Source organism: Salinibacterium sp. NK8237, assembly GCF_015864955.1.
In the GTDB taxonomy this organism is placed as follows: Bacteria; Actinomycetota; Actinomycetes; order Actinomycetales; family Microbacteriaceae; genus Rhodoglobus.
The window spans coordinates 443029-464484 of sequence record NZ_JADYWE010000001.1; the positions used below are offsets into that span (position 1 = coordinate 443029).

At 61.1% G+C, this 21456-nt stretch carries 21 protein-coding genes; 6 read left to right on the forward strand and 15 right to left on the reverse strand.

Annotation, left to right across the window (positions count from 1 at the left end):
* Positions 1–36: 36 nt before the first annotated feature.
* The 4 genes from I6E56_RS02150 (at position 37) to I6E56_RS02165 (ending at position 3624) form a co-directional block, all read left to right on the forward strand.
* Positions 37–957, forward strand: a complete 921-nt coding sequence (locus tag I6E56_RS02150) for an ACP S-malonyltransferase (RefSeq protein WP_197135701.1) — start codon at positions 37–39, stop codon at positions 955–957.
* Positions 954–1958 (forward strand): beta-ketoacyl-ACP synthase III, encoded by a 1005-nt coding sequence (locus I6E56_RS02155; RefSeq protein WP_197135702.1) that lies wholly within the window; start codon positions 954–956, stop codon positions 1956–1958. Before I6E56_RS02150 ends, I6E56_RS02155 begins: the two co-directional genes overlap by 4 nt.
* A gap of 68 nt (positions 1959–2026) precedes the next feature.
* Positions 2027–2275, forward strand: a complete 249-nt coding sequence (locus I6E56_RS02160) for an acyl carrier protein (RefSeq protein ID WP_010202791.1) — start codon at positions 2027–2029, stop codon at positions 2273–2275.
* A 113-nt stretch (positions 2276–2388) separates the two neighbouring features.
* Positions 2389–3624 (forward strand): beta-ketoacyl synthase, encoded by a 1236-nt coding sequence (locus I6E56_RS02165; protein ID WP_197105776.1) that lies wholly within the window; start codon positions 2389–2391, stop codon positions 3622–3624.
* Positions 3625–3754: 130 nt separating this feature from the next.
* Here the strand turns inward: I6E56_RS02165 and I6E56_RS02170 are convergent, their stop codons facing one another.
* From I6E56_RS02170 to I6E56_RS02205, 8 genes are all read right to left on the reverse strand, one after another.
* Positions 3755–4492 (reverse strand): SDR family oxidoreductase, encoded by a 738-nt coding sequence (locus tag I6E56_RS02170; RefSeq protein ID WP_197135703.1) that lies wholly within the window; start codon positions 4490–4492, stop codon positions 3755–3757.
* A gap of 194 nt (positions 4493–4686) precedes the next feature.
* A complete protein-coding gene (locus I6E56_RS02175) occupies positions 4687–4842 on the reverse strand; it encodes a hypothetical protein (RefSeq protein WP_197135704.1) in 156 nt (51 codons plus the stop codon).
* Positions 4843–4844: 2 nt separating this feature from the next.
* The gene (locus I6E56_RS02180; protein ID WP_197124467.1) at positions 4845–5348 is read right to left on the reverse strand and encodes a DUF3145 domain-containing protein; all 504 of its coding nucleotides are present in this window, start codon (positions 5346–5348) and stop codon (positions 4845–4847) included.
* Between the two features lie 195 nt (positions 5349–5543).
* Positions 5544–6386, reverse strand: coding sequence for an ABC transporter ATP-binding protein (locus I6E56_RS02185; protein ID WP_197135705.1), 843 nt, complete (start codon positions 6384–6386; stop codon positions 5544–5546).
* Positions 6383–7237, reverse strand: coding sequence for an ABC transporter ATP-binding protein (locus I6E56_RS02190; protein WP_197135707.1), 855 nt, complete (start codon positions 7235–7237; stop codon positions 6383–6385). Before I6E56_RS02190 ends, I6E56_RS02185 begins: the two co-directional genes overlap by 4 nt.
* A complete protein-coding gene (locus I6E56_RS02195) occupies positions 7234–8088 on the reverse strand; it encodes an ABC transporter permease (RefSeq protein ID WP_197135709.1) in 855 nt (284 codons plus the stop codon). Before I6E56_RS02195 ends, I6E56_RS02190 begins: the two co-directional genes overlap by 4 nt.
* Positions 8085–9146 (reverse strand): ABC transporter permease, encoded by a 1062-nt coding sequence (locus tag I6E56_RS02200; RefSeq protein WP_197135710.1) that lies wholly within the window; start codon positions 9144–9146, stop codon positions 8085–8087. Before I6E56_RS02200 ends, I6E56_RS02195 begins: the two co-directional genes overlap by 4 nt.
* A 14-nt stretch (positions 9147–9160) precedes the next feature.
* Positions 9161–10723 (reverse strand): ABC transporter substrate-binding protein, encoded by a 1563-nt coding sequence (locus I6E56_RS02205; protein ID WP_197135711.1) that lies wholly within the window; start codon positions 10721–10723, stop codon positions 9161–9163.
* A gap of 188 nt (positions 10724–10911) precedes the next feature.
* On the opposite strand from I6E56_RS02205, the gene I6E56_RS02210 reads away from it, so the two are divergent.
* Complete coding sequence (locus tag I6E56_RS02210; protein WP_231606213.1) at positions 10912–11445, forward strand: Lrp/AsnC family transcriptional regulator; 534 nt, start codon at positions 10912–10914, stop codon at positions 11443–11445.
* A 3-nt stretch (positions 11446–11448) separates the two neighbouring features.
* On the opposite strand, the gene I6E56_RS02215 is transcribed toward I6E56_RS02210, so the two are convergent.
* Positions 11449–12198, reverse strand: a complete 750-nt coding sequence (locus I6E56_RS02215) for a hypothetical protein (protein ID WP_197135712.1) — start codon at positions 12196–12198, stop codon at positions 11449–11451.
* A 274-nt stretch (positions 12199–12472) separates the two neighbouring features.
* Here I6E56_RS02215 and I6E56_RS02220 point away from each other — a divergent pair, with 274 nt between their 5' ends.
* A complete protein-coding gene (locus tag I6E56_RS02220) occupies positions 12473–13111 on the forward strand; it encodes a PadR family transcriptional regulator (RefSeq protein WP_197135713.1) in 639 nt (212 codons plus the stop codon).
* Between the two features lie 50 nt (positions 13112–13161).
* Here I6E56_RS02220 and I6E56_RS02225 read toward each other — a convergent pair whose 3' ends face one another.
* The 6 genes from I6E56_RS02225 to aceA form a co-directional block, all read right to left on the reverse strand.
* Positions 13162–14844 carry a bifunctional 3'-5' exonuclease/DNA polymerase gene (locus tag I6E56_RS02225; protein WP_197135714.1) on the reverse strand — a complete coding sequence of 561 codons (1683 nt, stop codon included), beginning with the start codon at positions 14842–14844 and terminating at the stop codon, positions 13162–13164.
* A 36-nt stretch (positions 14845–14880) separates the two neighbouring features.
* Complete coding sequence (locus I6E56_RS02230; RefSeq protein WP_197135716.1) at positions 14881–15288, reverse strand: DUF779 domain-containing protein; 408 nt, start codon at positions 15286–15288, stop codon at positions 14881–14883.
* A gap of 84 nt (positions 15289–15372) precedes the next feature.
* The gene (locus tag I6E56_RS02235; protein ID WP_197135718.1) at positions 15373–16896 is read right to left on the reverse strand and encodes an aldehyde dehydrogenase family protein; all 1524 of its coding nucleotides are present in this window, start codon (positions 16894–16896) and stop codon (positions 15373–15375) included.
* 168 nt (positions 16897–17064) lie between these two features.
* Positions 17065–18357: a transcriptional regulator gene (locus tag I6E56_RS02240; RefSeq protein ID WP_197135720.1), complete on the reverse strand. Its 1293-nt coding sequence runs from the start codon at positions 18355–18357 to the stop codon at positions 17065–17067.
* Between the two features lie 60 nt (positions 18358–18417).
* Positions 18418–20037 carry a malate synthase A gene (gene aceB, locus I6E56_RS02245; protein WP_231606214.1) on the reverse strand — a complete coding sequence of 540 codons (1620 nt, stop codon included), beginning with the start codon at positions 20035–20037 and terminating at the stop codon, positions 18418–18420.
* Positions 20038–20100: 63 nt separating this feature from the next.
* Positions 20101–21402 carry an isocitrate lyase gene (gene aceA, locus I6E56_RS02250; RefSeq protein ID WP_197124446.1) on the reverse strand — a complete coding sequence of 434 codons (1302 nt, stop codon included), beginning with the start codon at positions 21400–21402 and terminating at the stop codon, positions 20101–20103.
* Positions 21403–21456: the final 54 nt, after the last annotated feature.

The following is a 21456-nucleotide window of genomic DNA, read 5'->3' on the forward strand; positions in this document are numbered from 1 at the left end:
CAAGCGGTTCGGACGAAAGATTGGCAGACTAGCTAAGTGATTGTTGTAGTAGCGCCCGGACAGGGCTCCCAGACCCCCGGTTTCCTTGAGCCATGGCTCGAAGACGCCTCGCTGCGCGATCAGCTAGGCGAGATCTCAGAAGCCGCAGGCATCGACCTCATCGCCCACGGAACAACGTCGGACGCCGACACCATCCGTGACACCGCAGTGGCTCAACCGCTGATCGTCGCCGCGGGATTGCTCACTCTGAGCGCGCTCACGGCTGGCGATCGCCGCAAACACATCGGTGCTGTCGCTGGACACTCGGTCGGCGAGATCACTGCTGCTGCGGCATCCGGAATCCTCTCCGAAAGTGACGCGATGCGCTTCGTCGTCGAGCGCGGATCGGCAATGGCTTCAGCTGCTGCGCTGGAATCGACCGGAATGTCCGCCGTCATCGGCGGAGACGAAGAGGCACTACTTGAGCGTCTCGCCGAGCTCGGGCTCCAGCCAGCGAACTTCAACGGTGGCGGACAAATTGTTGTTGCCGGCGCCCTTGACGCTCTCGCGAAGCTATCCGAAGAGCCCCTCAAGGGCACCCGAGTCATTCCGCTTCAGGTCGCGGGAGCGTTCCACACTCGCTACATGCAACCGGCCGTAGCGCACCTCGAAACATTTGCTGCAACGCTCACGGCACACGACCCCACCGTGCCGATCTACACCAACCGTGACGGTTCGCTTATCGAGAGCGGCACTCATTTCGTTGATCTCCTCGTCGGTCAGGTGTCGTCGCCGGTTCGCTGGGATCTCACGATGAATTCGCTCGCGGATGCCGGAGTCACCGGAATTATTGAACTTGCGCCCGCAGGCGCTCTTGTTGGCCTAGCCAAGCGCGGACTCCGGGGCATCCCGGCCGTCGCCGTGAAGACACCAGACGATCTATCCGCAGCATTTGACCTGATGGAGGCCAACGCATGACCGCACCCACCCTCACCCAGTCCGCCGGGTCACAGTTCACCAAGATTTACAGCTACGGCGCCGCCCGCGGTGACCTGCTTGTTGACAACAATCAGCTCGTTGAAGCAATTGACTCGAGCGATGAGTGGATTCAGCAGCGCACCGGCATGATCACCCGCCGCCGCGCGTCAGCGGGCATCCTCGCTGTCGATCTCGCCACAGATGCCGCTCGTGAAGCGATCGAGAAGTCTGGCGTTGACCCGTCGAAGATCGACCTTGTCATTATCGCGACGATCAGCAACGTTCTGCAGACGCCGTCGATGTCTGCAGTTGTGGCCGACCGCGTGGGAGCCAATCCTGCCGCAGCGTACGACGTGAACGCTGCCTGCGCTGGCTTCAGCTACGCGGTCACGCAGGCCGATGCCCTGATCCGTGCGGGCGCAGCCAAATATGCCCTCGTTATCGGCGCCGAAAAGCTCTCTGACCTTGTCGACCCCACCGACCGCAGCATCTCGTTCCTTCTGGCTGATGGTGCCGGCGCTGTTGTCATTGGCCCGAGCGACACCCCCGGCATCTCGGCTCCAGTGTGGGGTTCGGATGGCTCGAAGGCTGACGCGATCAAAATGAATGCAACCCTCGTCGACTTCCGCGAGGGCGACGCAGCGTGGCCGACCCTCCGCCAAGAAGGCCAGACCGTCTTCCGTTGGGCAGTCTGGGACATGGCAAAGGTAGCCAAGGAAGCTTTGGATGTCGCGGGAATCACCGCAGACGACCTCGCCGCGTTCATCCCTCACCAGGCAAACATGCGCATCATCGACGAGTTCGCGAAGCAACTAAAGCTGCCCGAGTCTGTAGTGATCGCGCGCGATGTTGCCGATATGGGCAACTCGTCGGCAGCATCCATCCCGCTCGCGACTCACCGTCTTCTCAGCGAGCACCCTGAACTGAGCGGCGGACTCGCCCTACAGATCGGCTTCGGCGCGGGTCTCGTATTCGGCGCGCAAGTAATCGTTCTGCCTTAGTACCCCAGAGAAACGCCGCTGCTGGCCTACACTGGCTAACGGTCAAATTACATCCCAAGGAGAAAAACATGGCACTGTCCACTGAAGAAGTTATGGCCGGATTGGCTGAGCTCATCAACGACGAGACCGGCATTGCGACCGACACTGTTGAGATGGGCAAGTCGTTCACCGATGACCTCGACATCGACTCCATCTCGATGATGACAATCGTTGTTAACGCAGAAGAAAAGTTCGACGTAAAGATCCCCGACGAAGAGGTAAAGAACCTCAAGACCGTCGGTGACGCTGTGAGCTTCATCACCAACGCTCAGGCGTAACACCCGCTCGACGTGGAGGGCCAACCGCACTCACTGCGGTTGGCCTCCGCGCAGCACCCCAGGAGTCTGCCGTCGGCGGGCTTTCTGAGCCATGCACTCAAAAGGAACGTGAAATGACCAAAAAGATCGTTGTCACCGGTATCGGTGCCACTACGCCCATCGGCGGAACCGCGACCGAGTCGTGGAACGCCCTTCTCGCTGGCGAATCCGGAGCCCGCTCTCTCGAGCAGGACTGGGTTGAAAAGTATTCTCTCCCCGTAACGTTTGCGGCGCAGGCGAAAGTGCGCCCCGAAGAAGTTCTGGAGCGCGTCGAGTACAAACGACTCGATCCCTCTAGCCAGTTCGCTCTCATCTCGGCGCGCGAAGCGTGGGCCGATGCGGGCTCCCCTGACGTCGATCCTGAGCGTATTGGTGTCGACTATTCCACCGGAATCGGCGGACTCTGGACCCTGCTCGATGCCTGGGACACCCTGCGTGAAAAGGGCCCGCGTCGCGTTCTGCCCATGACAATTCCGATGCTCATGCCCAACGCTGCTGCGGCCGCCATCAGCATGGCTATCCCCTCGCGTGCCTACGCGCGCACTGACGTTTCCGCCTGTGCTTCCAGCACCGAGGCCCTCGCTAACGCCTACGCGCACCTGCAGGCCGGACTCGCGGATGTCGTCATCGCCGGTGGAACTGAAGCTGTCGTGCATCCTCTGCCGATCGCCGCCTTCGCGTCGATGCAAGCGCTCTCGAAGCGCAATGACGACCCGGCTACCGCCTCACGCCCCTATGACGTCTCCCGCGATGGTTTCGTTCTCGGCGAAGGAGCGGCGACGCTCGTTCTCGAGACTGAGGAACACGCTCTCGCCCGCGGCGCACGCATTTACGCTGAGCTCGCCGGTGGCGCTGTAACCAGCGACTCGTTCCACATCACCGCTCCCGACCCCGAGGGAACCGCCGCAGCGCGCGCAGTGCGCGACGCCCTCGACGCCGCCGGAGCAACGCCAGAAGACGTTACCCACATCAACGCTCACGCCACGAGCACGCCCGTCGGCGACATTGCCGAGTACAAGGCGCTCCTGCGCATCTTCGGCGATCACCTGCCCAACATTCCCGTCTCGGCCACGAAGGGCGCCACAGGCCACCTTCTGGGCGGCACAGGGGCACTCGAGGCGATCTTCACGGTTCTCGCGCTCCACCACCGCACAGCGCCCCCGACGATCAACCTCACCAACCAGGACCCGGCGATCCCGCTGGATGTCGTCACGTCACCTCGCGACCTCGGCGCCGGCCCGCAGTTGGCTATTAGTAACTCGTTCGGCTTCGGCGGACACAACGCTGTCGCCGCATTCCGCTCGGTCTAGCCACGGAGCCAGCTCGGCCGCTCTAGCGAATTGAGCCTTAGCGAAGAATCGCCCGCCCGATCATTGATCGGGCGGGCGATTTCTCGTTGAGCGTCGTCAGTGCGTGCACACGCTCCGTGAGGTGCGAGCGTTAGTTGACAGCACCGTCTCCCGCAAGAACGCCACCGTCGATGATGAATTCAGACCCGGTCGAGTAACTCGAGTCTTCGCTCGCAAGGAAAAGGACCATCTTCGTCACTTCTTCCGGCTCTCCGAGGCGAGGAATCGGGGTGCTCGAGCCGTCAATCTCTAGGCCGTCGGTCATCGGAGTCCGGATGTTACCCGGGTGAACCGAGTTGACCCGCACACCCTGGTGGCCGAGTTCCATCGCGACTGATTTCGTCAAACCGCGAAGGCCAAACTTGGAGGCCGTGTAGCCATGGAGTGCGGCGAAGCCCTGCATCCCGGCAGTCGAGGAGATATTGACGATCGAGGAGGTCTCGTTCTTGACCAATTCTGGTGCCGCCGATTTGATGCCGAGGAAGGCGCCGGTGAGGTTAATCCCGATGATTAGCGACCAGTCCTTAGCCGTGTAGGTATCAAGCGTGCCGAAGTTTGCGATACCAGCGTTGTTGATCAGAACGTTCAGGCCGCCAAAGGTGTCAACCGCCAGCTTCACTGCTGCAAGCCACTCATCTTCGTTCGTGACATCGAGGTGGGCGTAGACGGCGCTCTCGCCGAGTTCGTCCGCAAGAGTCTGGCCCTCAGCATCCAAGACGTCAGTGATGACGACCTTTCCGCCCTCGGCCACGATGGCGCGGCTGTGCGACTCGCCCATTCCGCGGGCACCGCCACTGATGAGAACTACTTTTCCGTCAAAACGAGACATGATGTTCCTTCCAAATCCTGAAATAGTTTCAGCCGGAAGAACAAGGTCCGAGGACCCGGGAACGGTCCTTTGTGGCAACCGTGCCCGAATACTTCCGGCCACAACTCAACGCTACGCCGTGAGTCTGCTGGATGCGACCTGAACGGCACGCTCGCAGCGAACAAACAGTCACACCCCTATGCAGACCGCAGCGACTAAAGGATTGAACGACATCCGTCATGCAGCGCGCATTCACCATCGAACATCGAGTCGACGGAATCGAGCACGACATCAACACAGTCGTGCCATTCGATGAGCGGAATCCGTGTGTCGGCCACTGCCTCAGAGGTAGCCGCACGTTCGGAAATCATCATCAACCGACCTTGTGGAGCCACACAACTGCAGAATCTTGACTGGCGTGACGGAACGACTCAAGTTCGTCGTCCCAGGCTTGGCCGAGAGCAAGGCGAAGTTCACGGTGCAACTCGAAAGCATCGGAACCCGCAGCTTCCATCGCGTAGCGCAAACGGTCTTCCGGAATCACCATGTTGCCGACGCTGTCGGTCTGCGCGAAGAAAATGCCGAGGTCGGGCGTGTGCATCCAGCGACCGCCATCCGAACCCGGGCTCGGGTCTTCGGTGACTTCGAAACGGAGGTGTTCCCATCCACGCAGGGACGACGCAAGTGTGGCACCGGAGCCCTGCGGACCCTCCCAATAGAACTCAGCACGCTGAGAACCCTTGAGCACGGGTTGATCATCCCAGTCAAAGTTCACGGCACGTTCAAGAGCGCGACCAGCAGCCCACTCAATATGTGGGCAGAGCGCGCGAGGAGCAGAGTGCACATAGAGCACTCCGCGAGCGTTTTGTGCAGTCACGATATCTCCGTTCCGTTGGATGCGACTTCCCCATCGACCCACGAACGGTGCCTGTGACGGCACGAAGCTGTTAAATTGTGCGGCGAACCGCTTGGGGACATTATCCCCGAAGAATCCGCCAAAACACAAGCATGTAGTGAGATTTACGCTATTTGGGCGCGAACGTAGCCGCGCGAGAGCAACTGCTGCCGCGGATTACGCGCGGTTGAGGGCCTCGGGAAGCGTCATCCGCCACTCTTCTGGCGCATCCGCAGCAGGCGCCGCCGGCAGGTTACCCTTGCCGTCAGGCTCGGGAATCGCCGAGATGAGCGCTCGCGTGTACGGGTGCACTGGGTCATTCCAAATGAGATCTGAAACGCCAGATTCAACGATCTTGCCGCGATACATCACCACGGTGCGGTCGGCGATGAGGCGCACAATCGCGAGGTCGTGAGAGATGAAGAGCAACCCGGCGCCGGCATCGAGCGCGAGCTTGCGCATCATGTCAGCGACGGATGCCTGACTCGAGGCATCCAGAGCAGAAATCGGTTCGTCAGCCACCAACAGATCGGGGCGCGCAGCCAGGGCCCGCGCGATAGCGACACGTTGACGTTGGCCGCCGGAAAGTTCGTGGGCGTAGCGTGACACCATCTCGGTGGGGAGCCCCACACGTTCGAGCCACTCTTCGGGCTGCGAGCCTTCATCGCCACGTTCAACGGCGGCGCGGATGCCTTCTGATATCTGCTGGCCCACGCGAATCCGCGGGTTCAGGGATGAGTTGGGATCTTGGAAGACCATCTGGATCGACGTGAACTGTGCGCGACGACGGCGAACACCCAGCAGCGGAACTTCAGAACCGCGATAGGTCACCGCGCCAGCACGAGGCCGTTCCATTCCCACAACGGCGCGGGCCAAGCTCGACTTGCCACAACCGCTCTCCCCCACGAGTGCCAGCACTTCGCCGGGAGCAATCGTGAGCGAAACCTCGTCGACCGCGCGCACGACAGTCGCACCGTGGTACTCGATAACGAGGTCTGAAACCTCAAGCAATTCACTCATTCGCTTGCCTCCTCGAAGCCAGCAGCGCCAGGAAGTGACGCAAGCAGCTCGCGTGTGTACGCGTGCTGGGGGTTCACGAAGATTTCGCTTCGCACATTCGACTCCACAATCTCGCCATGACGCATCACCGCAATGTCATCGGCGATCGCGCTCATCACACCGAGGTCGTGGGTTACGAGCAGCACTGCGAGTTGGCGCTCATCGGCCAAGTCGCGCAAAAGGTGAAGGATGCCCGCCTGAACGGTCACGTCGAGAGCCGTCGTCGGCTCATCCGCGAGCAACACGATCGGGTCGCACGCCAAGGCGATCGCAATAGCGATGCGCTGTCGCTGGCCGCCCGAAAACTGGTGCGGGTAGCGAGCAAGAGCCTCGGCCGGATTCGGGACTCGAACCCGATCGAGCAGCTCAATAGCGTGCGCCCGGGCCTGCTTGCTGGACATCTTCAGGTGGCGCTTCACGTGATCGGTGAGCTGCGTGCCCACCGTCAACTGCGGGTGCAGACTCGACGAAGGGTCCTGGAAGATCATCGCGATGCGGCGACCACGAATCTCGTTCAGCTGCCGATGAGTCATGCCCACCAACTCGGTGTCGCCCAAACGAATGGATCCCCCGACAACGGCGTTGCTCGGCAACAAGCCCAACATCGCGAGCGACGTGACCGTCTTGCCGGAGCCCGATTCCCCCGCGAGACCCTGGATGCGTCCGGGGGTAAGCGCGAGGCTGATGCCTTTAACGATGGACTTCAGGTTCTTACGCGAGCCGATGCCGATCGTGAGGCCGTCGACCGTGAGCACCGGCGTGGTGCTTGCGGCTGCGGCATCCGCAGTCTGAGGTGTTGTGATGTCGCTCATGACCGTGCCCCCGCTCGCGATACCTGGGAAGTGGGATCGAAGATGTCTCGCAGTGAGTCACCCACGAAGTTGAACGCCATAACGACGGTGAGGATGGCCAGACCGGGGAACAACCCGATCCACCAGCTGTCGAAGTTCTGGATGGCCGCGGAAATCATTGAGCCCCACTCGGCCGTTGGTGGCTGAGCGCCGAGTCCCAAGAACGAGAGGCCGGAGAGCAACAGGATTGCCGTTCCCACATCGAGGCTCGCGAGCACCAGAATCGGGCCAACCACGTTGGGCGCGATATCGACGCGCAACGTCTTGAAGGGCGAGAAGCCCATAAGGCGGCCGGCCATGACGTAGTTCTGCGTTCGTAGCCCCAACACGATGCTTCGCGTCATTCGGGCATATTGCGGCCACGAGACCACAAACGCGGCGATGACGGCGTTGAAAAGCGACGGGCCGAGGGCGGCTGCAACGACCATCGCGAGGATGACCGTGGGGAACGCCATCACGAGGTCCGTCAGGCGCATGAGCAACTCATCGACCCACTTGCCGAAGTAGCCGGCAATGGCACCAATGAGAGTTCCCACGACGAGCGACATCAGCACGAGCATTAGCGCCAGCGGGATCGTGACGCTGGCACCGGTCATCAGGCGCGAGAAAATGTCGCGGCCGAGAGCATCCGTGCCCATCAGGGTGTCGATGCCGGGGGCCTGCAGTCGCGGCAAGTCTTGCGACAGCGGATCGAAAGGAACCCACAGCCGCGCAGTGAAGGCAATGCCCACCCAGGTAATGGCGATAACAGCGCCAATGACGCCGAGCGGAGTGATCCACGCGGCGGGAATCTTTAGCCAACGCTTTCTCATGCGAGCCTCACCCTCGGGTCGAGTACACCGTAAAGAAGGTCGACGGCGAAGTTGATAGACAGGTAGACAACGCCAACGACGAGACCGACGCCCATGACGCCGGGAAGGTCGAGGCTGGTTGCCGAGTTGTAGGCGTAGCTACCCAGGCCGGGCCACGCGAACACTGCCTCAACGAGCACAGTGCCCGACAGGAGCGTTCCGAATGCCAGACCCACGATCGTGAGGATGGGAAGCGAAGCTCCGCGAAGCACGTAACCGAAGAGCAGGCGGGGACCGCTGAGGCCCTTGGCGCGGCCGGCGCGCACATAGTCGGCATCCAGCACCTCGAGCACAGAGGTGCGAACGAAGCGCGTCAGGAGCCCAATCGTGAAGAGCGACAACACGAAGACGGGAAGCATAAGATGCGCCAACGCGTCAGTGAATGTCACCCACTGGCCGGCGAGAAGAGAATCGACCGTGTAAAAACCAGTCACGGTGGGCGGCGGCGCGAGGGCCGGCGAGAGTCGCCCCGAACCCGGCGCAATACGCAGCTGGAGGAAGAAAAAGTTGAAGCTGACCAGTGCCATCCAGAATGTGGGGATGCTGAGGCCGATCAGCGAAAAGACGCGAACGAGTTGGTCACTGATCTTGCCGCGGCGGTAGGCCGCAAGCGAACCAAGCGCAACGCCGACGCCGAGGCTCACGATGATGGCGAGGAGTGCGATCTCGACCGTGGCGGGGACAGCCTGAGCGAGATCATCGGCCACAGGCTGGGTCGTGCGCAAGGAAGTACCCATGTCGCCATGGAACAGCCCACTGATGTAGTTGGCATACTGCACTGGGAGAGGCTGATCGAGGCCGCGCTCCTTGATGTACGCCTCAACCGTGGCGGGGTTGCTCGCCGCCCCTTCACCGAGCGCTGCCGCAATGGGGTCACCCGGCACCAGGTTCGCGAGAGCGAAGGTGACGACGGTGACTCCGAAGAGGAGCAGGACTGAGGTTCCGAGGCGACGAAGCAGGTACCCGACCAGAGGTGATCTGGCCGAGTACCTGCGGGTCGCGCGGGGTGTGTTTCCCACGCTAGAGATACCTTCTACTTAGCTTGCAGTTCAGCGATGTCCATCGTCCATGTGGAGTTATACGCGACTCCATCAATGTACGAGGCGGTCGCAATGTTCGAGCCAGGAACGATCAACGGAACAAACGGTCCGCTCTGCTGGAGGGCCTCAGCAAAGTTGCTGAAAGCAGTCTCACGCTCGTCGAAGTTCGTAGCGTTCTCTGCTGCTGCAGCGAGGTTTACTACGTCAGTGTCCTGCTCGGCGGTCCAACCGGCGCGCAGTCCAACCTTCTGTCCAGCCGAGAACGGCAGGAAGTTGGCGGAGTCAGCGTAGTCCGGGCCCCAGAACCAGATGCTGAAGGCTTCAGTTCCGTTGACGTAGCTGTCGATCTGAGTGGTGAACGGCGCCGGAGCGAGCTCGATGGTGATGCCGGCATCGGCGAGCTGCGACTGAACGCGCTCGGCGAGAGGAGTGAAGTTCACGCCACCAACCGGGTAGTCGTTCGGGTATTCGAGCGTGATGCTCTCTCCGTCGTAGCCGGATGCCTCAAGCGAAGCCGCTGCAACGTCGAGGTCCTGCTCCACACCGTTCTCGAGCGCGCCGAGGAACGACGGCGGGATAACACCGGTTGCCTGCTCAGAGCCGGCACCAGCAAGTTCGAGCAGTGCCGGGTAGTCGAGTGCGTAACGAACCGCATTCGCGAAGTCGGCGTTAGCGGTAACGCCACCTACCTCTTCGCTCTGGTTGATCAAAAGGAAGATCGTCTGAGCCGACGGTGTCGAGAAGATGTTGATGCCATCGCTCAGGCTCGCGACCTGGTCACCGCTGAGGTCAACGGCTACCTGCGAGTCATCGCCCTCAAGGTTGATCTTCTGGGTTGCGGCCTCAGAAACGTTGCGGATAACAACGCGAGTGAAGTCGATGTCTTCCTCACCGTTGTAGTTCTCGTTCTCGGTGAGCACTACCTGGGACTCGAAGTTGATCGAGTCGAGGATGTACGGGCCGGAACCAGCGGACGTCTCGTTCAAGAATGCTTCAGCAGCATCCGAGTCATCGGTCGTTCCGCCGTTTTCGATCACGAGGGCCGAGTTGAGGATGGCGAGCGACGGGTTCGTCATGAGGGCCGGGAGCTTGAGCGACGGGGTTTCCGTGCTGAGCTCAACGGTCATGTCGTCGATCTTGGTGACGGTGATGCCGTTCATCAAGAAGTTCGCCTTGCTCTCGGTCATTCCGGCAACGCGGTTGAGTGAGAAGACAACGTCATCAGCGGTAATCGCTGAGCCGTCGGAGAAAACGCGGCCGTCTTCGAGGGTGAACGTGAAGACCGTTGCATCGTCGTTGGACTCGTAGGATGCAAGGCCGTCAACGGGCGTCGACTCGTCGGAGCCGGCGAAGTCAAGGAGGGTCTCGTAGAGAGCCTTCGACACCATGTAACCGGTCGGAACGTAGTTGCGTCCCGGGTCGCTGGTCTCGAGCGTGAAAGCGGTGTCGATAACGATGCTGTCGCTTGCTTCGGGTGCTGCTGCAGCGCAACCGGCGAGTGCCAGCGATGCAGTCAGTCCGAATGCGGCCGCTACGTAGCGGAACTTAGTGCGCAAAGGGAAACTCCTTGTGGTTATAGAACAGCCTCTGGACGGCTGTGCTTGAGATTGGCACAATTACCGCTAGTCTGTCCAATCAAAGGCCCCATCATTCAGACCATGGCTCAAACATGAGGGAGATTTCACTCAATATGTCCAGCAAAGCCCCCACCGGCTCGTCCAGCACTGGACAATCGCAGCCCGTATTGGACGAGATCAACCTGAAGATATTGAGCGAGCTCCGCTATAACGGACGAATATCAATGTCGGCTCTTGCAGAGAAGGTAAATGTCTCGCGTGCCAATGTGTATACGCGCGTCGAACAACTCATGTCCGATGGCGTGATTACAGGATTCAGCGCCCAAGTCGATCCGGCAAAAACCGGGCTAGGAATTTGCGCGCTCGTGTTTCTCTCTGTGCATCCGCAGACCTGGGCGAGCTTCCGCGACCGCATCACCGACATGACCGAGATCGAGTCCTGCCGCATCACCACCGGAGAGCATGACGCCATGCTGCTGATCCGTGGACACGAAGTTGGGGCCATCCACGATTTCATCGTTGGAGTGCTTTCCGTGCTGCCCGAAGTGAAGTCACTTGAGACGGTGCTGGTGCTCGATGAAGTCTTTCAGCGCCCATACCTGCTGCCGACGGATCTTCCGGAACGGCCGCAAGAACCCGCGCAGTTGGGACTTACCCGATTCACCCGCGCCGACCCAAACCGCGCCGGGCTCAACAACTAGTCCCTAGACGGACTGCACGCAGACGCTCTTGCCTGGAACGCCGTCGAGAACAAACTCTTCAACAAGCTCTAGCCGGCCGTCAGCACGCGACCCCAGCGTTGTACTGCTGTCACCGAGGAGCGTGGCATCGCTAGCGATGACGTGGTGCACAAAGAACTCGTCGAGCACACCGTCGCGGTAGCGCCCCACGCAATGGCCCGACGTGACGGTGTCGCCGTAGTAGAACCCCCATAGCACTCCCGAGTTCTCGGAGAACTCGAAACGGGTCGGCTCCGCCGCAACGGTGCTTGCGGTCGATTCTTCGAGGATGAAGGTCGTGCCATCGAGCTGCGGTTGTGTGCGCAGAGAAGGGTCGAGTTCCGGCCACGCTGCGCAGCGATCCGCTTCGATGCAAATGCTGATGTGGGATGCGCCATCCTTCTCGAAAGTTTCGTAGAGTTCGAGCTTTCCGTCGGCGTTCCACTGAATGGTGCTCTCAGCGTGGCCGAGTACGACCTCACCGCCAGACACAAGACTATGGGCGAAACTGATCGAGACAACATTTCCTGTTCGGCGCCCTACAAATCGACCGACCGAAACGGTGTCGCCGTAGTACTCGCCCCACACCATGAGACCTTCTTGGTGATAGCGGAATCGCGTCGGCGTCTGCGTCGAAACTGCGCTGCCCGACGACGAGACCAGGATGAATTCGCGATCGTTGATCGACTCGGGAACGGGGTGCGCCTCTGCTGGGGCCGCTGATGAATCACTCACGCCCATGAGTATGGGCCGTGAGTCGGTCTGTACGAAATCCGTCGCGAAGAGTCCAGTTCATCTCGGTGCCATACCAATCTAGGAGACATTCTGCCGGAAGTTGCCGGAATCTTGCGGTGATTAGTCCATGCGACAAAAACAGCCACAGCGCGGTGCTGCGGAGATCACTGCTGCGAGAAGAAGTCGACACACCGAAGAACGGTGGCCGCGCATCCACCTCGTCGTTATCGTCAGTTAGTACATACTCAGTATCGACTTACCCGGAAGGTCTGGCATGTCAATCCGTCACAGCCTGCTATCCATTTTGGCGCAGGGCCCCTGCTATGGCTATCAGTTGCGATCGGAATTCGATCGGCGCACCGGGTCAACGTGGCCACTCAACGTTGGTCAGGTCTACAACACGCTCGATCGACTCGTGCGCGATGACCTCGTGACCAAATCAAGCGCACCGCTAAACGCGGACGCTGACGCCTCGCAACAGACCTACTACACGATTACGGATGCTGGCAGGCGCGAAGCGGAGGAATGGCTCAACACTCCTGTGGATGGCTACGCTGTGAGCCGCGACGAACTGGCAATCAAGCTTGCTCTGGCAATCACACTGCCCGGCGTTGACGCTCACTCAGTGATCGAGCATCAACGCCAAGCGACGCGCGGCGCCGTTGACGCGCTCTCCCTCACCGCAGAAGTACGGGAGGAAGCCAGCGATGCCAGCCAGTTCGCAGAGCAACTAGTCACCGACTCGCTTTTCGCCCACGCTCAGGCCGAACTGCAGTGGCTGGATCACCTCGACGCAACGTTGGCTGCTGCGCAGTCGCGCGGTATCGCTGACGCGTTTCCGCTCAACCTCGCCAAACCCAAACGGGGCCGCCCGGCAATGGGCGCCGCTGAACACCCAGCCGCGACCTCATAACCAACCCACAGAGCATCGCTGGCTAGGCGTCCGCGGTTCGGAACGCGAAGCTATTTTGCCTGATCGTACCGTTCAACGATGGCGGTCGTGAGCGGGAACGTCACAGGAATATCGCCGAATACGAGGCGGCCAGCATCTGCTGCTGCCGCCGTCACGTGCTCCGCGACGCTGTCCGCGAGCTCTGCCGGCACGTGCACCACGACTTCATCGTGCAAGAAAAACACGAGGTGTGGCGCGTCGGTAAACCAGTCGGTCTCTGACAGCTGGCTCAGTCGATTGCGGATGCTCGCCATCCAGCACAGTGCCCACTCGGCAGCAGTGCCTTGCACAATGAAGTTGCGAGTGAAGCGGCCCCACGACCGCCCCCGTTCTTGCGAGGCAGCTCGTTGAGCGGAAGACTGCGAGTCGTCATACGCCGCAGCATGTTTACCTGGCGGGGAACTGCGACCCAGTTGAGTGCTCACGACCTCGCCACGCTCGCCCGCCCGCGCAGCCTGCTCCACGAGAGCAATTGCCTGTGGGTAGGCTCGCGCTAGGCGAGGCATCAGCCTGCCGCTCTCCCCCGAGGTCGCTCCGTACATCGCGCCAAGCATCGCAAGCTTCGCGTGAGCGCGAGTATCGACCGCACCGCTGGCGACGATGCCTTCGTAGAGATCACCGGATGCTCCGGCCGCGACCATTCCGCGGTCTCCGGCCATTGCCGCGAGGATGCGAGGCTCTAGTTGAGACGCGTCGGCCACGACGAACTTCCAACCCGGATCGGCCTTCACTGCACCGCGAATGAGGTGCGGCAATTGCAGCGCCCCACCGCCACTGGTCGCCCAGCGACCCGTAACAACACCGCCCGGAACATAATCGGGACGAAAACGTCCGTCGACAACCCACGAGTCGAGCCACGACCATCCATTGGCCGTCATGAGACGCTGAAGCTTTTTGAACTCGAGAAGGGGCGCGATGACAGGATGCTTCAACTGTTTGAGTTCCCACGACCGCGTTGTGGTGGCCTGAATTCCCGCGACGCTCAAGGCCCGAAGGAGCTCAGCCGGAGATTCAGGCGTGAGTCGCGGTGAGTCGAGCAGGATGCGGATCTGGTCAACCAGAGCTTGAAGCTTCTCGGGCCGCTCACCATCAACACTCGGACGCGGGCCCAGCATCTCTGTCAAGATCCCGTCATGAGCTTCGGCACTCCACGGGAGACCGGCGAAGCGCATCTCGGCGGCGATGAGCGCTCCCGCTGACTCCGCTGACAGAAGCCGTTGCAGTCGGCCCGGTTCGGTCGAGGTTGCGACAGCATCGAGCTGACGTAAAAATTCAGCGAGTACATCGAGTTCTGTGTCCGCAACCTGCGCCTGGTCATCGTCAAAGTCGAAGAGCGTCGAATGTTGCGGGGCACGGTGCTCGATGGGAGCTTCGACCCCGGCTTGAACAAGCGCATCCCAGCGGCTGGGCGGTGCCTGTGCCAGCGTTGACTCACGAGTGAAAGCGGAGTTACGGAGAATCGCGTGACAGAGCCGAAGGTCGAAGCACCGGTTCACTCTGACGTGGGCAGCTAAAAGCCCCGGGTACCACGCTGCCGTGTCGTGCCACACCCAGCGAATGTCGGGCTCAGCGCGTTGGGACTGCACCACAAACGCCGCCACGTCGTCAATCGCGTGCTCGGCAATGACCGCGCCGTCTGCAGCCACTCGGGTGGCGGTGAGGGTGCGGCCGCTAGTCGCGAGCACGAGGTACACATGACTAGTCTGCCCTGCGCCGCCGACAGCGATTGCCTAACTAAATGGTTCGGCAGTCTCCATGAGGGTCGAGCGAATCAAGAAACGCACTCCCTCCGGCGCTTCAAGAGAGAATCCGCTGCCGCGACCTTTGACAACGTCAATTGTCAAAAACGTGTGGCTCCAGTAGGCAAACTGTTCGACCGACATCCAGAAGTCGATGAGTTGCTCTGGTTGCCCCTGAGGCGCAATGTCGAATACCCCCAGGAGCACATCGCTTGCTCCCGTCAGAAACTCGCCAGCAGCAAAACACATGGGAGAGCTGCCGTCGCAGCATCCGCCAGACTGATGAAACATGAGCGGGCCGTGGGTGCTCCACAATGCTCGCAGCAGGTCGATACTTTCGGCCGTCATGGCCAATCGAGGCCGAGTTTCGCCCGGGATCACAACACGTGCATCAATCATTCGTAGGCTCCTCGCCTCGCTAGTGAACTGGGTGGCGACCAGCACTTGCGCACCGGTCGCCACCCCCTCCGTGCGATCCCTGGTTTAGAAGAATCCGAGAGCGTTCTCGGAGTAGGACACGAGCAGGTTTTTGGTCTGCTGGTAATGATCGAGAGCCAGCGCACTGTTCTCGCGGCCAATTCCTGAGCTCTTGTAGCCACCGAACGCGGCGCCGGCAGGATAGGCATGGTAGTTGTTGACCCAGACTCGACCGGCTTGGAGATCCCGCCCAGCTCGATACGCGATGTTCCCATTGCGCGACCAGACACCAGCACCGAGGCCATAGAGCGTGTCATTGGCGATCGAAATGCCGTCCTCGTAATCATCGAAGCTCGTCACAGAAACCACCGGCCCGAAGATCTCCTCTTGGAACAGACGCATCTTGTTGTGGCCTTCAAAAATGGTTGGTTGCACGTAGAAGCCGCCGCTCAAATCGCCGCCAAGATCGACACGCTCGCCGCCGAGGGCAAGCTTCGCCCCTTCCTGTTGACCGATGTCGATGTAGCTCAAAATCTTCTCGAGCTGATCGTTAGAGGCTTGCGCGCCAACCTGTGTGGCCGTGTCGAGCGGATTGCCTTGAACTGCGCGACTCGTCCGTTCGACAGCATCGCTCAAGAAGGAGTCATAGATCGACTCCTGGATGAGAGCGCGACTCGGACTCGTGCAGACTTCTCCCTGATTGAACGCGAAGAGTGCGAAGCCCTCTTGCGCTTTGTCGTAGTAAGCATCGTCGCGGTCGGCAACATCCTCAAAGAACATGTTCGGACTTTTGCCGCCCAGTTCGAGAGTCGCCGGGATAATGTTCGCGCTCGCGTACTGGAGAATCAGTCGACCGGTTGTGGTCTCCCCCGTGAACGCAATCTTGCGGATGCGCGGGCTCGACGCGAGCGGCTTCCCGGCTTCGACACCGAATCCATTCACGATGTTGAGCACCCCGGGAGGCAGGATGTCGCCAATGAGTTCGATAAGCACCAAGATCGAGGCCGGTGTCTGTTCGGCCGGCTTGAGTACGACAGCATTGCCCGCAGCGAGTGCGGGAGCCAGCTTCCAGACCGCCATCAGGATGGGAAAATTCCAGGGAATGATCTGGCCGACAACACCGAGCGGTTCCTTGTAGTGATACGCCGTCATGTCGCCGTCCATTTCGGCGAAATGTCCTTCCTGCGCCCGAATTGCTGCAGCAAAGTAGCGGAAGTGATCGGCAGCAAGGGGAAGGTCGGCGTTGAGCGGCTCACGGATCGGCTTACCGTTGTCCCACGTTTCCGCAACAGCCAGCATCTCGAGATTCGCGTCAATGACATCCGCGATCTTGTGAAGAATCGCGGCACGCTCAGTAGTGGAGGTCTTGCCCCACGCGGGAGCCGCCTTGTGGGCTGCGTCGAGAGCCAGCTCGATGTCTTCCGCAGTGCCACGTGCGATCTCCGTGAACGGGCGACCGTTGACCGGCGACACGTTTTCGAAGTACTGCCCCTTGACGGGCGCGACCCACTCACCACCAATCCAGTTCTCGTAGCGTGGCTTGAAAGTCATAAGAGATTCGGGTGTGCCCGGGGCTGCATAGATGGTCATTCGCTGACTCCTGTCGACGTCGTTGTCTGGGATGCGGCGGCACAACTCGTGCCGTGGCCAGAACTCTAGGCGCGGGAAGGTTGCAGCAACGTTGCAACTTCTTGCAACGGTGGGGTTCGGCGTGTGTTCGATCCGAACCTCACCAGGCAACGAAAAAGGAAAAGGCAGCTAAGCCAATTCCGCGTTGATGCGTTCGAGACGGGAAACGATTGACGCACGTTTGGGCGACTTAGCGGGGAGGCGCGTGAGGCACGCTGTCCACACTTCGACGTCGTAGGCCGCTTCGTCGCTGCGGGCGTAAGCCAAGAGTGTGTCGAGGGAGGCATCCGTCAACATGGATTCCCGCACGCGGGAGCACACCTCATCCCGAATCGCACGGACGCCGGGAGCGACTGAACTGGGAAGCACTTGCCCTGAATAGCCGGCGAGAGCAACCCGGTGTGCGCCGCGATCGAGGAAAGCCAGCACGCGGTGCACGTCGAGATCGAGAGCTCGCGCCAACTTGTACGGACGCGACGTTGGGACAAGGCTGGGATCAGCTCTCTCGAGCACCCGCCGAAGTCGGACCATCTCCGGGCGCACCGTATCCACTGAACACCCCAAGAGCTCGCCGAGCCGCTCGGCAGACAATCCAGACGCATGCCACGCCAAGAGCACCATAATTTCAGCATGGCGCACACTCAGCTCGATCACAGTGCCAGAGATTTCGAGGGAACCGCCCTCAAGGCCAAGCACAGAGAGTGCCGGCAGCGCTTCAGGCCGCACAACCGCGCGGTGGATGGTGCGCCGCGGACGAGCTCGCTCGGCATCGAGGGTTTGAATGCGCAACTCTGACTCGACTGCAGCCACGGCTGCTTCCATGAGCGGAAGCGTCGCGGGCGCCACAGCTTCGTCGCCACCCGTGATGTCGATGACCCCGAGCATGGCGCCCGTGCTGGGATCGTGCACAGGAACAGCGGTACAACTCCACGGATGCACAATCCGATTGAAGTGCTCGGCTCCATGAATTTGGATGCCGTGGTCGAGAGCGAGCGCTGTGCCTGGCGCACTTGTTCCCACGGCTTTCTCGCTCCAGTCCGCGCCTTCGACGAACAGCATGCCCTCCGCGCGGCGGCGGAGAGTGCGATCGCCGTCGATCCATAAGAGGCGGCCGTCTTGGTCGCCGATCGCGACGATGAGGCCAGCATCGAGGGTGTGGCGGATGAGTAAGCGATGGATGGCGGGAAGAGCGAGCGACAGTGGGTGAGAGTCTCGATACTCGCGCAGGTCGTGGTCGGTGAGTTGTCGCGAGTCGAGCGGCTGATCGGGGTCAAGCTCGAGTTGGAGTGATCGTTGCCACGATTCATGCACCAACCGGCGAACGCCGGTGGCGACGGAGCGATCACCGATCGCAATATTGTGCGCCTGCTCCACGAGGGCGCGCGCGCTGGATTCAGCGGTGGACATCCACGGGCTAGCCACTGGCACTCCGATCAACGTTGGTCGAGTGCCCTCATAATACGCGGCTAGCCCATGGACGGGTCAGGCAGCAGTCTCGCGGGGCTGTTCTACGAGATAGCTGCTGTAGGCGCTGAGGGTGAGGAAGGTGGGGAAATCATCCTCAAGCGTCACTTCACGGAACACTGCCGCAGCATCATCGAAGCGGTCACCCGGGGTCCGCTCGAGCGTCGCGAACACGTGGGCGAGTTCTTCCTCAATACCCCGGTGCGTGATGGGCGTGCCCTCAGCGGTCACGACGCGCTGGTGCATCCACTGCCACAGCTGGCTGCGGCTGATCTCAGCGGTAGCGGCGTCTTCCATCAGGTTGTCGATGGCGGCAGCGCCAACTCCGCGCAACCAGCTCTCGATGTAGCGCAACGCAATGGAGACGTTGGAACGCACTCCGGCATCCGTTACCGCACCATCGATGCGCAGGTCGAGCAGATCGTCGGCGGTCACGTGAACGTCGTCGCGCAGGCGGTCAACCTGATTGGGGCGCTCCCCCAGTACCGCGTCAAACTCGGCGCGAGCGGTGGGGATGAGATCCGGATGAGCGACCCAGGTGCCATCGAAGCCATCGGTGGCCTCGCGGCGCTTGTCTCGCGTCACGGCGTCGAGGGCGCGAGCGGTCACTTCGGGGTCACGACGGTTTGGGATGAACGCGCTCATGCCGCCGATGGCATGTGCTCCCCGCTTGTGGCAGGTCGCAACGAGCAGCTCCGTGTAAGCCCGCATGAACGGCACCGTCATCGTGATGGCGGAGCGGTCAGGGAGCACAAAGCTCGCCCCGCGACCGCGGAAGTTCTTGATAATCGAGAAGATGTAATCCCAGCGACCAGCGTTGAGGCCAGCGCAGTGTTCGCGCAGCTCGTACAGGATCTCTTCCATCTCGAACGCGGCAGGAATCGTCTCGATCAGCACCGTCGCGCGAATCGTGCCGTGCGGAATGTTCAGAGCGTTTTCGGCGAATGTGAACACGTCATCCCACAGGCGCGCTTCGAGGTGGTTCTCGATTTTGGCGATGTAGAAGTACGGGCCACTGCCGCGCTCGATGAGTTCGTGCGCGTTATGGAATATGTAGAGCCCGAAGTCGACGAGGGAGCCGGATGCCGGCGTGCGCAACCCTGCCCGGTCGGTGTACCGGAGGTGCTTTTCTACCAGGTGCCACCCGCGCGGTCGCATCACGATCGTTGGCGTCTCCTCGCCGAGAGCATAGGTCTTGCCCTCGGGAGAAGTGAAGTCAATCTGGCGACGGATCGCGTCGTACAGATTGATCTGGCCACCGATGACGTTGTGCCAGGTCGGGCTTGTCGCGTCTTCCTGATCTGCAAGCCACACCTTCGCGCCCGAGTTCATGGCGTTGACGGTCATCTTGCGATCTGTCGGCCCCGTGATCTCCACCCGACGGTCATCGAGTCCAGGACCGGCACCGGCAACGCGCCAGCTGTCATCCTCCCGAATCGCTGCCGTCTCCGGCAAGAAGCGCAAGTTGCGTCCGTTCGTGATGTGCTTGCGCGATTCCATGCGAGCCGCGAGGCGATCATGGCGGCGACCAGCGAACTGGTCATGCAGCCGCGTGAGGAAATGCAGCGCATCCGGGGTCAAAATTTCGTCGAATCGTTCCTCCGATTCAGCGATCGGTTCCATTCTGCGAGTAGTCATTATCTGTCCTTAGAAAGTTGTGTAGTCGAGGGGTAGCAGTGCCGATTTAGTGGCGGTGCCGGTTTAATGAAATTGCGCCGTTTCGGTGCTGCCGACGAGGGCGAGGGTTTCGCTCGTGGGGTTAAGGGCCGTCGCGATGCGATCGAAGTACCCTGTTCCGACCTCGCGCTGGTGGCGCGTTGCCGTGTAGCCGTCTGCTTCAGACGCGAACTCTGCCTCTTGCAGTTCCACATACGCACTCATGTGACGCTCGCTGTAGCCCCGAGCCAGGGTGTACATCGAGTGGTTGAGCGCGTGGAACCCGGCAAGAGTAATGAATTGGAAGGCATAACCCATGGCAGCCAACTCGCGCTGGAAGCTCGCGATCTGGTCATCGTCGAGGTGACGCTTCCAGTTGAACGATGGCGAGCAGTTGTAGGCGAGCTTTTTACCGGGGAACTCCTTGTGGATGCTCTCCGCAAAGGTGCGCGCCAACTCAAGATCGGGCTTCGCACTCTCCACCCAGAGAAGATCTGCGTAGGGCGCGTAGGCGTGGCCGCGACTGAGAACCGTTTCGATGCCCGGAGTGGTGCGGTAGAAGCCGTCACTCGTGCGCTCCCCCGTCAAGAATGGCTTGTCGCGGTCATCCACATCGTTGGTGATGAGGTCGGCAGCAAGAGAGTCGGTGCGAGCAATGATGATGCTTGATACTCCGGCGACATCGGCAGCGAGTCGAGCCGCGTTGAGAGTGCGAACGTGCTGTGCGGTCGGGATGAGAACCTTGCCGCCCATGTGGCCACACTTCTTCTCTGACGCGAGCTGATCTTCCCAGTGGACGCCAGCAGCTCCGGCTTCGATCATGGATGACATGAGCTCGTAGGAGTTCAGAGGCCCACCAAAGCCGGCTTCTGCGTCGGCCACAATCGGCGCCATCCAATCAATCTTGGGAGCGCCATCCTCGGCGGTCTCGATCTGGTCGGCCCGCATCAGCGCGTTGTTGATGCGACGCACAACGGCCGGCACGCTGTTGGCCGGGTAGAGGCTCTGGTCGGGGTAGGTCTGGCCGGAGAGATTGGCGTCGGCGGCAACTTGCCAGCCGCTGAGGTAGATCGCTTCGAGCCCGGCGCGCACTTGCTGCACGGCCTGGTTGCCGGTGAGCGCGCCAAGCGCGGCGACCCATTCGGTGTTGTCGCGCTGCAGGAGGTTCCAGAGGTTCTCGGCGCCGCGACGAGCAAGCGTGCGGTCTTCCCTAACACTTCCGCGGAGGGCGATGACGTCTTCGGCGCTGAAATCGCGTTCGATTCCGTTCCAGCGCGCATCCGTCTTCCACTCGGTTTCGAGTTCGGCTGCGGTCTGGTTTTGGTCGCCGGGGCGGTTGTTCGTCATTGCTGGCTCCTTCGTCAGTGGTTCATCGGTACTTCGTTTCTTCGACTCTGGTAC